General features: G+C 60.3%; 11 protein-coding genes. 6 read left to right on the top strand and 5 right to left on the bottom strand.

All coding sequences use genetic code 11. From position 1 onward, the window contains the following. Positions 1 to 332 precede the first annotated feature (332 nt). A complete protein-coding gene (locus J2T09_RS15460; protein ID WP_306836177.1) occupies positions 333 to 899 on the top strand; it encodes a DUF6101 family protein in 567 nt (188 codons plus the stop codon). 212 nt (positions 900 to 1,111) lie between these two features. Here the strand turns inward: J2T09_RS15460 and ubiA are convergent, their stop codons facing one another. The 5 genes from ubiA to J2T09_RS15485 form a co-directional block, all read right to left on the bottom strand. Beyond that, complete coding sequence (gene ubiA / locus J2T09_RS15465) at positions 1,112 to 2,068, bottom strand: 4-hydroxybenzoate octaprenyltransferase (RefSeq protein WP_306836179.1); 957 nt, start codon at positions 2,066 to 2,068, stop codon at positions 1,112 to 1,114. 68 nt (positions 2,069 to 2,136) lie between these two features. Next, complete coding sequence (locus tag J2T09_RS15470) at positions 2,137 to 2,499, bottom strand: YkgJ family cysteine cluster protein (protein WP_306836181.1); 363 nt, start codon at positions 2,497 to 2,499, stop codon at positions 2,137 to 2,139. A gap of 25 nt (positions 2,500 to 2,524) precedes the next feature. Continuing rightward, positions 2,525 to 2,839, bottom strand: a complete 315-nt coding sequence (locus J2T09_RS15475; RefSeq protein WP_306836183.1) for a hypothetical protein — start codon at positions 2,837 to 2,839, stop codon at positions 2,525 to 2,527. A gap of 146 nt (positions 2,840 to 2,985) precedes the next feature. Continuing rightward, positions 2,986 to 3,195, bottom strand: coding sequence for a cold-shock protein (locus tag J2T09_RS15480; RefSeq protein WP_306836185.1), 210 nt, complete (start codon positions 3,193 to 3,195; stop codon positions 2,986 to 2,988). Between the two features lie 241 nt (positions 3,196 to 3,436). Then, positions 3,437 to 5,737 (bottom strand): Tex family protein, encoded by a 2,301-nt coding sequence (locus J2T09_RS15485; protein WP_306836187.1) that lies wholly within the window; start codon positions 5,735 to 5,737, stop codon positions 3,437 to 3,439. A gap of 241 nt (positions 5,738 to 5,978) precedes the next feature. On the opposite strand from J2T09_RS15485, the gene J2T09_RS15490 reads away from it, so the two are divergent. From J2T09_RS15490 to J2T09_RS15510, 5 genes are all read left to right on the top strand, one after another. Beyond that, entirely contained in the window at positions 5,979 to 6,176 is a 198-nt protein-coding gene (locus J2T09_RS15490; RefSeq protein WP_306836188.1) for a hypothetical protein, read from the top strand. Positions 6,177 to 6,349: 173 nt separating this feature from the next. Continuing rightward, positions 6,350 to 7,621: a phosphoribosylamine--glycine ligase gene (gene purD / locus J2T09_RS15495; protein ID WP_306836191.1), complete on the top strand. Its 1,272-nt coding sequence runs from the start codon at positions 6,350 to 6,352 to the stop codon at positions 7,619 to 7,621. A gap of 153 nt (positions 7,622 to 7,774) precedes the next feature. Then, a complete protein-coding gene (locus J2T09_RS15500; RefSeq protein ID WP_306836194.1) occupies positions 7,775 to 8,284 on the top strand; it encodes a plant virulence effector HPE1-like domain-containing protein in 510 nt (169 codons plus the stop codon). Positions 8,285 to 8,396: 112 nt separating this feature from the next. Next, complete coding sequence (locus J2T09_RS15505) at positions 8,397 to 9,110, top strand: class I SAM-dependent methyltransferase (RefSeq protein WP_306836196.1); 714 nt, start codon at positions 8,397 to 8,399, stop codon at positions 9,108 to 9,110. 245 nt (positions 9,111 to 9,355) lie between these two features. Continuing rightward, a complete protein-coding gene (locus tag J2T09_RS15510) occupies positions 9,356 to 11,188 on the top strand; it encodes a methyl-accepting chemotaxis protein (RefSeq protein WP_306836197.1) in 1,833 nt (610 codons plus the stop codon). Positions 11,189 to 11,279: the final 91 nt, after the last annotated feature.

An 11,279-nucleotide genomic window follows, 5' to 3' on the forward strand; every position in this document is an offset into this window, starting at 1 on the left:
CCCTCTTCATGCCTTCGCGGTGTCGCTGTCCTGATGTTTTACACAGGTCCGCTTAAGGAATTCCTTTCGCAATTCTCTCATGTAAGCCTTGTCTCAGCCTTGCCCTGTTTCGCCTTGGCACGCAGCGTTTCAGCCCCGCACAGAACGGCCGATATTCATATTCTCGAAACCGTAACAGATTCAGATTTGCTAACCATCTGAACCGGCAGGGATTTCTTAACCGCGATTTTTAAGTCGTTCTGGAAGGGGCGCGCCTATGTTGGGGCCATCAGAGGACAAAAGTCCCGGTGAGACGTCGGCAACGGCTCTCAGGTAAAACAAGGGTGCATTAGATGACACAAACCGTTCTGAAGCCCGTTTGGGCCGGATCAGCTCTGCGGCTCGACCCCGCACGTATTCTCCAGCAGATCAGCTACAGCCTGCGCGGCGCCGACGGCGATGTTTCCATCACGATCGACGAGCGGGGCGCGGTTCTGCGCAAGATCCTGCCCCAGAGCGGCCTGCCCATGTCCTTTGCCCTGCCGGCGCGCGCCTTCAAGGGTGTTGCGGCCCGCGCCATCGACCATGGCGACGGCGAAGTGACCGTAACGCTCGAACTGCACCATGAAGACGCCGACCTGTGCGTGCCGCTTCTGGTGGCACACGATCTGTGCGACATCGCCGCCGACTGGCGCTCGTGGTCCGAAGCCTTTCATATCCCGATGCTGATGGTGGAAGCCGACGGCGTTGCCCGTCCGCTGGAAAACCACCTTGGCGAAGTGCGCCAGAGCGCCCCCACCCAGCGCCGCCGCCACTCCTATTTCGCCGCCCGCCGCCCGCGCTTCCTCGTTCGCCGTTCGACCGGCAGCCTCGGCGTCGCGATGAAGATCGAAGGCAAGGAAATCATCGCCCGCCGTTAACGGGCGGCATGGTTCTCCGATAGATATCAAATGACAAAGGCCCGGTCGCGAGACCGGGCCTTTTCAGCTTTTTGGACGAAGCCAATTTGTTGCTTCCGTCATCCTCGGCCTTGTGCCGAGGATCTGACCACGCCAATGATATCAGACGGTTGCAGATCCTCGGGACAGGCCCGAGGATGACGGCGGAGAGGTTTTCAATCTCCGTAAAAGCGTCAGGCGAGCGATGCCAGCGACGCCATCAGCGCGACAAAAATCACCGCACCGACCCGGCCGTTCGACTTGAACAGGCGCAGGCAATGATCGGGATTGTCGATTTCGAGAATGAGGATCTGCCAGGCGAACATGATGGCCGCGACGCCAAGACCGAGATAACCGAGGACACCGACACCGGCGGCGGCAAACGAAAAAATCAGGAACAGCAGCGCCAGACCATAAAGCCCGATCAGCCACGCCTTGGTGTTTTCGGCAAACAGGCGGGCGGTGGAGCGCACGCCGACCAGAGCGTCATCCTCCTTGTCCTGATGGGCGTAGATCGTGTCGTAACCGATCGTCCAAAGAACGGCTGCGACATAAAGGAAGAACGACGCCCAGGAGACTTCGGAAAACAGCGCCGACCAGCCCATCAGCGCACCCCATGAAAAGGCGAGGCCGAGGAAAAACTGCGGCCAGTCGGTAAAGCGCTTGGCAAAGGGATAGATCGCCACCACGGCCAGCGACAGGATGCCGAGGCCGATGGAAAACAGGTTGAACTGCAACAGGACCCAGAGGCCGACCAGCGCCTGCGCGCCCAAGAACAACTTGGCTTCGGTGCGGCTGACACGGCCGGATGGCAGCGGCCGCGAGCGGGTGCGCGCCACTTCCATGTCGATATCGTGGTCGACCAGATCGTTATAGGTGCAGCCGGCGCCGCGCATGGCGACCGAACCGACGAAAAACAGGAAAAGATAAAACAGCACCCAGCCGAGCGAAAAATGCCCATCGGCGACATCGCGATTGGCGGCAAGGCCCACCGACCAGAAACATGGCCACATCAAAAGCTGCCAGCCGATCGGCCTGTCCCAACGAGCCAGCTGGGCATAGGGCCAGGCGGCACGCGGCAGCACGTTATAAACCCAATTGTCGGAAGGAGCATCGGCCACGCGGCCGGTATCGTCGGGGGCGTTTGTCATGCCCGGTTTCTGCCCCGCGATAACGCTTTGGTCAAGCACGCGATGGGTGGCGTACGATGGGTGCGCTCTTAACTGTGGCCCACACTGTCCAGCCCGAAGGCTGCGCGGGCCATCCGGCATTCGTCATCGCCGGGATTGCAGGCCCGGCACACATCGGGCCGAACCTCGTAGATCGTGCAGGATGCGCCAACGCCGACCTGGCCGGAAAGCGCCGAGCAGCGCTCGCCTTCGCAGCGCATGCCACGCCCGTCTGCCGCAACCAGCTTTTCCGGAATGCGGTCCAGCGCCTCATCCGTTTCCAGTGTGAAGCGCGGCCATTCGGAAGAATAGGAACAGCATGCGCCGCATGACTGACAGTCCCAATCGACCGCAAGGTCGGCAGCACTCTCGAAACTGCCGTGATGCTCGCTATCGGCGGGACCTGCCTGCATGCAATTCACCCCTGTCGTGGAGAAATTACTTGTGCTTCAACAGCCACATCTTGCCGGCCATGGTGATGCCGTGGGCCGATTCCGAAACTGCAACATCCGGGTTCAGCTCTTTCAGAAGGCCGTATTCGCGCAGCTGATTGACGGTCGCGCTCGTCGAGGTCTTGATGGCGCGCGGGCGTTCCTTGAAACGATCCGACGGAGCATAGGTGACCTGGGCATCAAGATGGGTCCACTTGTTCCCTTCCTGGGGGAAAAGATCGCCATCCTTTGCAAGCTTCAGGCCTCGGACCTGGGTTGGCGTCAGTTCTACCGTCAGCGATGCGGGAGCAGTGTTGGTCATAATGTCGTTGGTCCTTTTAACGATGGCACAGCACTTCTGCCGGCCACAATAACAAAAAAGGCCAGGTTTTCACCTGACCTTCAAATGGTCTCACGCTTCCCGCCTTGCCAGTACATCCGTGGTCAAGGGAAAGCGGAAAACCGATCTTAGACGGCCTGGAGGTTACCGGCCGACATCTTGCCGGAACGCTTGTCCTGTTCCAGCTCGTAGGAAACCTTCTGGCCTTCTACGAGTTCGCGCATGCCGGCGCGCTCTACAGCCGAGATGTGAACGAAGGCGTCAGCGCCGCCGTTGTCAGGCTGGATGAAGCCGAAGCCCTTGGTGGAATTGAACCATTTAACTGTGCCAGTGGTCATGATGAACCCTTTCTTAGCAACATGAGGGACCGCCACGCGCATGCGTCGCGGATGATGATAACGATGCTTTAGAGGGAGGGTCGTCAAACACGCGATGCCACACGCGCAGTCAGAATATCTCGGCAAGAAAATATCGATAAACCTCAGATAGAGACCCGGACGCCAAATGTCAACTTTTCGTTTTCGCTGAAATGTTCGTGGCGGCCGGGCACCTCCCTCGTGGCGAAGGAGGCGTCTCCCCTCACCGCTTTTTCATCGCCTCGGCCAAAGCCGCACCAAATGCGCCCTGGCTCGACGGCTTTTCCGTCTTCATGAATTTCTGGTTGACCGGCTTGCCGCGATCACCGCCTGGACCACGTGGCGGAGGCGTATCGCCGCCATCCTTGCGCATGGTGAGCGCGATGCGCTTGCGCTTCACATCCACCTCGACGACGCGCACCTTCACCACATCACCGGCCTTCACCACTTCATGCGGATCCTTCACGAACTTGTCGGCAAGCTGCGAGACGTGGACGAGACCATCCTGATGCACGCCGATATCGACGAAGGCACCGAAGGCCGCAACGTTGGTGACGGTGCCTTCCAGAAGCATGCCGATCTTGAGGTCGGTGATTTCATCGACACCATCGGCGAAGGTGGCGGTCTTGAAGCTGGGGCGCGGGTCGCGGCCGGGCTTTTCCAGCTCGGAAATGATGTCCTTGACGGTCGGCAAACCAAATTGTTCGTCGATGAACTGGCGCGGATCGACGGCCTTGAGTGCCGCGCTGTCGCCCATCAGCGAGCGCAGGTCGCGACCGCAGGCGGCGACGATCTTCTTGGCTACACCATAGGCTTCCGGGTGGACGGACGACGCATCGAGCGGCTCCTTGCCATTGGGGATGCGCAGGAAGCCGGCCGCCTGTTCGAATGTGCGGTTGCCGAGACGCGCGACCTTCAAGAGATCCTTGCGGCTGGCGAAGGCGCCATTGGCATCGCGGTGAGACACGATGGCTTCGGCGATCGATTTACTGAGGCCCGAAACGCGGGCCAGCAGCGGTGCCGAGGCCATGTTGAGATCGACGCCGACGGCATTCACCGCATCTTCGACCACGGCATCGAGCGAGCGAGCCAGTTTGCCCTGATCGACATCGTGCTGGTACTGGCCAACACCGATCGCCTTCGGTTCGATCTTGACGAGTTCCGCCAGCGGGTCCTGCAGGCGCCGCGCGATGGAGACGGCACCACGCAGTGAGACGTCGAGGCCGGGGAATTCAAGCGCTGCGGTTTCCGATGCCGAATAGACCGAGGCGCCGGCTTCCGAGACGATGACCTTGGTGGGCTTGGTGCCCGGCAAATTGGTGAGCAGGTCGGCGACCAGCTTTTCCGTTTCGCGGCTGCCGGTGCCGTTACCGATCGAGATCAGTTCGACATTGTGCTTGCGAATAAGCGCCGCCAGTTCCGTCTGCGCGCCGCGCACATCGTTGCGGGGCTGGAAGGGGTAGACGGTGGACGTGTCGATGAGCTTGCCGGTGGCATCGACAATCGCCACCTTGACGCCGGTGCGGATGCCGGGATCGAGCCCCATCGTGGCGCGCGCGCCGGCGGGTGCTGCCAGCAGCAGGTCCTTCAGGTTACGGGCGAAAACGTGGATCGCCTCTTCTTCCGCGCGCTCACGCATCTCGCGCATCAGGTCCAGCGACAGCGACATGGAAAGTTTTACACGCCATGTCCAGCCGGCGACTTCCATCAACCAGCGGTCGGCCGCACCCTTGTCGGCAATATTGAAGGCATTGGCGATGATGCGCTGGGCGGGTTTGATCGGTGACGTATCGTCGGCATCGACCTCGATAGTGAGCGTCAGAAACTCTTCGTTCCAGCCGCGCAGCATGGCAAGCGCCCGGTGGCCGGGAGCTGTCGCCCAGCGTTCGGTATGGTCGAAATAATCGGCGAACTTTGCACCGGCTTCCTGCTTGCCATCGACAACGCGCGCCTTCAGCTGCGCACCGGTGCGCATGTGATTGCGCAGCTTGCCCAGAAGCTCGGCATTTTCCGAAATGGTCTCGGCGACGATATCGCGGGCGCCTTCCAGCGCCACCTTCAGATCGGTCACTTCGCCGGTGATATAGGCCTGCGCAAGCGTTGTCGGATCGGCGCTACGGTCGGCCCAGATCGCCTCGGCCAGCGGGCCGAGACCGCGCTCGCGGGCGATTTCGGCACGGGTACGGCGTTTTGGTTTGTAGGGAAGATAAAGATCTTCCAGTTCCGCCTTGGTGACGGCCTTGGCGAGCTTGATCGCCAGCTCGTCGGTCATCTTGCCTTGGGTATTGATGCTGTCGACGATCGAGGAGCGGCGCGCCTCCAGTTCGCGCAGGTAAACGAGGCGTTCAGCCAGGTTGCGCAGCTGTGTATCGTCGAGGCCGCCGGTCACTTCCTTGCGGTAGCGCGCGATGAAGGGAACCGTCGCGCCTTCATCCAGAAGCCCGATCGCGGCAACGGCCTGATCCGGCCTTGCGCTGATTTCTGCGGCAATGGTGACGGCAAGGGAACGAATATCAGCGGCCATGGGGTTCTCACGTCAGAAATGGGAGCGGCGACCATAGTCGAACATTGTGGCATGGCAACGCCGTGATGGAGCCGCAAAAACGGGGTCCACAGCTTTGCCGCCGATCTGCGTCGTTCCGGTACAATTGATTACCGGATCCTAACCATATTGGCAGCCATGCTAAATGACAGGTTCTCATATTGGGGCGCCTTCCTATACTTCCTCCCTGTCGCATGATGCGACATGAAAAGTGGAGATGTTCATGCCAAACAAGGTTGCCAGGATTCTTGCAGCCGACGACGCCGTCGGCACGGAGGAACTGGAGGCAGTTATCCATTACCTCAACAATAAGTTGCACTTAGCCAAGATCAACGGCGAACCCGTCCCCTTCCTGACCTATCGAAACAGACGCATTTTCGAAACGACACTCAGGATAAGGACCGACCCGTTTGCCCCATGATGACACATCTCCGGCCGCCCCACGGCCGGGGATTCCCCGAGAATTTCAGGGGGCGAAATCTGAGGGTAAGGTGGCTAGTTTGCTACCTCGAGTTAACTGGGCCTTGACCTTTTCCGCCCCCCGAATTAACCGCCCCTTAGCTAAACCCATAGCTTGAGAAAACGAGGCGGAATATGAAAGTTCTTCTGATCGGCTCCGGTGGCCGCGAACATGCGCTGGCCTGGAAACTGGCCCAGTCGCCCCGCCTTACCAAACTTTTCGTTGCTCCCGGCAATCCCGGCATGGCCGACAGCGCCACGCTGGTCGATATCGGTGTAGATGATCACGCCGGCATTCTCGACTTCTGCAAGAGCAAGGCGATCGATTTCGTCGTCGTCGGTCCGGAAGGACCGCTGGTGGCCGGCATTGCCGATTTCCTGCGCGCCGAAGGTTTTGCGGTTTTCGGCCCCTCCATGGCGGCCGCCCAGCTGGAAGGCTCCAAGGGTTTCACCAAGGACATCTGCGCCCGCTACAACATCCCGACCGGCGCCTACAAGCGCTTCACCAATGCCGAAGCCGCAAAGGCCTATGTCATTGAACAGGGCGCGCCAATCGTGGTGAAGGCCGACGGACTTGCCGCCGGCAAGGGCGTGACCGTTGCGATGACTCTCGAAGAGGCGCTTGCCGCCATTACCGACTGTTTTGACGGCGCATTCGGTGCAGCCGGCGCGGAAGTGGTGGTGGAAGCCTATCTCGATGGCGAGGAAGCCAGCTTCTTCTGCCTGTCCGACGGCAAGACGGCGCTGGCGCTGGCAACGGCGCAGGACCACAAGCGCGTCGGCGATGCCGATACCGGCCCAAACACGGGCGGCATGGGCGCCTATTCGCCTGCCCCGGTGATGACGCCGGACATGGTGGAACGCACCATGAAGGAGATCATCGAGCCGACCATTCGCGGCATGGCGGAAAGCGGTTATCCGTTTACCGGCGTGTTTTTCGCCGGCCTGATGATCACCCAGAAGGGTCCGGAACTGATCGAATACAATGTGCGCTTCGGCGATCCGGAAACCCAGGTCCTCCTGATGCGCCTGAAGAGCGATCTTCTCGATCTGCTTTACGCCGCTTCCACCGGCACGCTCGATCAGGTCTCCGCGCAATGGAGCGACGATGTGGCGCTGACCGTGGTGATGGCCTCCAAGGGTTATCCCGGCAACTATGACAAGAACACGCCGATCACCGCCCTTCCCCATACAGTCGATGGCGAAAAGGTCTTTCATGCCGGCACGGCATTGAAGGACGGCGAACTGGTGGCCACCGGCGGCCGCGTGCTCAACGTGACGGCGACAGGCCCGAACGTGGCCGAAGCACAGGCCCGCGCCTATGCGCTGGTCGAAGGGGTGGAGTGGGAAAACGGTTTCTGCCGCCGCGATATCGGCTGGCGGGCGGTGGCGCGCGAACAGGGTTGATCGCGCCACGCGGCGATCGACCTGCTCCATCTCGATATTCGTTCAAAATTTACCAAGTCTCGTGACCGGATGGCAAGGAAACCGGGTCTAAGCTTGCGGATAGCAAAATTGCGTCCAGTCGCCAAAGCGCGGCAGCAAACCCGGAGACTTGTCATGCGTCACCTCGTTCTGACGGCAGCGATCCTTTCGATCGGCAGCCCGGTACTGGCGTCGTCCATCACGCAACTGCCCGAGACCGGGGCGAAGAACAGCATCGTCAGGCATCTGTGCTCGGCATGCGGCGCGCCTATGGCAGCCAGGAAAGATGATGGCGCCGGCGTCTACAAGGTTCCGACCCTTGGCACAGATATCCAGCGCACTGAAATCCGCGATATCAATGGCCAGGCAAAGCTGGTGCGCACCGAAGGTTGGTGGGGCGGCTCGCCGGTCACCTTCATCAGCAATATGCCCGACTGGATGACCACGCCCGAACAGAAGAACGAAGCGACGCTTCCGGTCATCAGCGGCCCGGTTAATACGGCCCGCGTCGTACCGCCCTCCAACCCGGATGGCGTCGACGCCGATGCGACAACCGCAGCCGTCGGCGAACAGCCGAGCGAACGGGCCGGCGAGACGGCCGCACAGCCGGACGATTTCAAGGGTTTCGAACTGCGGGAAAAATAAACGCCCGTGCCATCCACCTGAGGAATGGACAACAGGGACAGCCGGCAAGCCTCGAAACAGCTTGGCGCGATAACTCCGGTCGTGAAAATTATTCACGAGGCCGGATAAATTGATGCTGAACGAGATTGCAAGCGCCGTCGCCGCGAAGATCCTCAATGAGGCCGACATCGCCCAGATTCAGGGCACGCAAAGCCTGCGCCCGCTGGACCTGCGAAAATTTGCCCAGATCGCGACGGCCTTCGAATGCGGGCAATTCTACAATCGCCACCTCTATAACCGGCCGTATTTCAACAGCTACCTGGACCATCTGGCCTATGCGGCGAAACAGGCGCATGGCATGGGCGACGGCCTGTTTCTGGAATTCGGTGTGGCGTCCGGCAGAACCATCAATCTGGTGGCCCGCGAAACCGGCAGAAAGATCATAGGCTTCGACAGCTTCAAGGGCCTGCCGGAAAACTGGCGCGATGGCGTTGGTCAGGGCGCCTTTGCAACGGCGATCCCGGCGGTCGAACATAATGTCGAACTCTGCATCGGCATGATCGAAGACGAGCTTCCGAAATTGCTGCATCGTGAAAAGCAGAAAATCCGTTTCATTCATATCGACACGGATCTTTACGGCGTTGCCAAATATATCTTGGAGACCTGCCGTGATCGTATCGATGATGCCGTGATCGTCTTTGACGAGTTTTTCAACTACCCCGGTTATCAGGACCACGAATTCAAGGCGTGGCATGAATTCCAGTCTTATAATGCTGATCTGTTCAAATTTTCCTATCTGGGCACTGGCGGTGATGTCGCCGTATCGGCCAGAATAACGAGACAATAATACATTTCCGGACCGCTATATTTCAGACAATGATTCCAATTTTAGATTCGGCGCGACACTACACGATCATCCGGCAAAGACTTCGTCTGCCCTTCCGCCTCGGAGCAGAAATTAAATTCCTATTTAAATATTCCATATAATTACGGCCCATCAATCTGGCCGGTTCTGTATATGGACGCAGCCTTGTTGAGTATCATCCAGCTCAAGGCTGCATCCGATGCGGCCCGATCCACCTTGAGGGCTCCATGAAGAACCTGAAGATCTCCCGTCAGCTCGTGCTGCTTGTCCTGACCCTGATGGTCGGGTTTGCGGTCGGCACCTATTTCATTCTCCAGGCTTCGACCAACGCCATCTATGCCGAGCGCTATGCCATGCTGCGCACGCAGGTGGAATCCGGCATCGGCATCATGAAGTCCTTCCAGGCCCGCGAGGCCAAGGGCGAGATGAGCCGCGAGGACGCCCAGAAGCAGGCGTTTTCCGCCATCGCCTCCATGACCTTCCAGCCGGATGGTTATCTCTACGCCTATGACTACGACATCACCATGCGCGTTCACCCGGACCCGAAACGTCTGGGCCAGAATTTCAAGGGCAAGCCTGACGTCACCGGCTTCATGTATCGCGACGAAGCGGTCAAGATCGGTCGCAATGGCGGCGGCATCGTTGATTTCCTCGGCCCGAAGCCCGGCCAGGAGGGTGACGGTTTCCGCAAGAGCTCGTATGCGCTCGCCTTCGAGCCATGGCAGCTGGTGATGGTGACCGGCGTTTATGTCGACGATCTCGAAGCCCAGATCCGTGGCAACGTCTTGAAGGCCATCGGTATCGGCGCCGTCATTCTCCTGCTCGGCTCGGCCCTTGCCTTCATCGTCATCCGCAACATCTCCGGCCCGCTCGGCGACATCCGCTCGGCACTCAATGCGGTTGCCGACGAAAATGTCGATCTCACCATTCCGCACACGGCCATGAAGAACGAGGTGGGCCTGATGGCCCGCGCCACGCAGGCGCTGCAGCAGAAGGTGCGCGAGCGGCACGCGATGGAAGAACGCCAGCATCGTCAACAGGAAGAACTGGATGGCGAGCGCCAGCAGAACCTCGACAACCAGCGTTCGGAAGCCGAATTGCAGGCGCGCGTCGTTTCCACCATCGGCACCTCGCTGGCAGCACTTGCCAAGGGCGACCTGACCGTTCGTTGCGGCGATCTCGGTTCCCGATACGCCGACCTGCGCGACAACTTCAATGAGGCGCTCACGCATCTCGAAGCGGCCATGGCACGGGTCAATGCCAAGGGCGTCGATATCGGTGACTCCAAGGAAGAGATCCGCCGCGCCTCCAACGAACTGTCGCAGCGCACCGAGCGCCAGGCGGCCAATCTCGAGGAAACCTCGGCAGCGCTGGACGAACTGGCCGTTGCCGTGCGCCAGACCGCATCCGGCGCCAAGGAAGCCTCGCAGCGTGTCACCTCGGTCAGCAGCGAAGCCACCCGCAGCGATGCAGTCGTGGCGCAGGCGATCGACGCGATGAGCGGCATCGAACAGTCGTCGGACGAGATCACCAAGATCATCTCGGTCATCGACGAGATCGCCTTCCAGACCAACCTTCTGGCACTCAATGCCGGCGTGGAGGCCGCGCGTGCCGGCGAAAGCGGCAAGGGTTTTGCCGTCGTCGCCCAGGAAGTGCGTGAACTGGCGCAACGCTCGGCCGCCGCCGCCAAGGAGATCAAGGACCAGATTTCCCGCTCCTCCGGCCAGGTACAGAACGGCGTTCGCCTTGTGGGCGAAGCGGGAGAGGCGCTGAAGCGGATTTCCGACCAGGTGAAGGCGGCGAGCGACGAAGTCAGCAAGATCGCCCATTCGGCGGCCGAGCAGGACACGACGCTGCGCTCGATCACCTCCTCGCTGAATCAGCTGGATGCCGCAACCCAGCGTAACGCGGCGATGGCCGAGGAAACCACGGCATCGGCCGAAACGCTGGCGGCCGATACCGACGAGCTGCTGGGGCTGATCCGCGGCTTCAAGGTGGGCAATACGAGTGCAGGTTCCGACCTGCGCCACATGGCCGGGCAGATGCGCCGGGCCAGCTAAAGCGTGTCGCATCTATTCGGCCTCATATCCTGCTGCCTTGAAGAAGTTTCTGCACTCATCGACTGAGAAGAGGCTGATGATGTCACCGAGT

It is taken from the genome of Neorhizobium huautlense (assembly GCF_030811685.1).
Taxonomy (GTDB): Bacteria; Pseudomonadota; Alphaproteobacteria; order Rhizobiales; family Rhizobiaceae; genus Neorhizobium; species Neorhizobium huautlense_A.

Coding starts and splice junctions, on each gene's coding strand:
- J2T09_RS15500 (WP_306836194.1), top strand. CDS start 7,775: ATGCGTCACCTCGTTCTGACGGCAGCGATCCTTTCGATCGGCAGCCCG.
- J2T09_RS15480 (WP_306836185.1), bottom strand. CDS start 3,195: ATGACCACTGGCACAGTTAAATGGTTCAATTCCACCAAGGGCTTCGGC.
- J2T09_RS15485 (WP_306836187.1), bottom strand. CDS start 5,737: ATGGCCGCTGATATTCGTTCCCTTGCCGTCACCATTGCCGCAGAAATC.
- purD (WP_306836191.1), top strand. CDS start 6,350: ATGAAAGTTCTTCTGATCGGCTCCGGTGGCCGCGAACATGCGCTGGCC.
- J2T09_RS15470 (WP_306836181.1), bottom strand. CDS start 2,499: ATGCAGGCAGGTCCCGCCGATAGCGAGCATCACGGCAGTTTCGAGAGT.
- J2T09_RS15505 (WP_306836196.1), top strand. CDS start 8,397: ATGCTGAACGAGATTGCAAGCGCCGTCGCCGCGAAGATCCTCAATGAG.
- J2T09_RS15475 (WP_306836183.1), bottom strand. CDS start 2,839: ATGACCAACACTGCTCCCGCATCGCTGACGGTAGAACTGACGCCAACC.
- J2T09_RS15460 (WP_306836177.1), top strand. CDS start 333: ATGACACAAACCGTTCTGAAGCCCGTTTGGGCCGGATCAGCTCTGCGG.
- ubiA (WP_306836179.1), bottom strand. CDS start 2,068: ATGACAAACGCCCCCGACGATACCGGCCGCGTGGCCGATGCTCCTTCC.
- J2T09_RS15490 (WP_306836188.1), top strand. CDS start 5,979: ATGCCAAACAAGGTTGCCAGGATTCTTGCAGCCGACGACGCCGTCGGC.
- J2T09_RS15510 (WP_306836197.1), top strand. CDS start 9,356: ATGAAGAACCTGAAGATCTCCCGTCAGCTCGTGCTGCTTGTCCTGACC.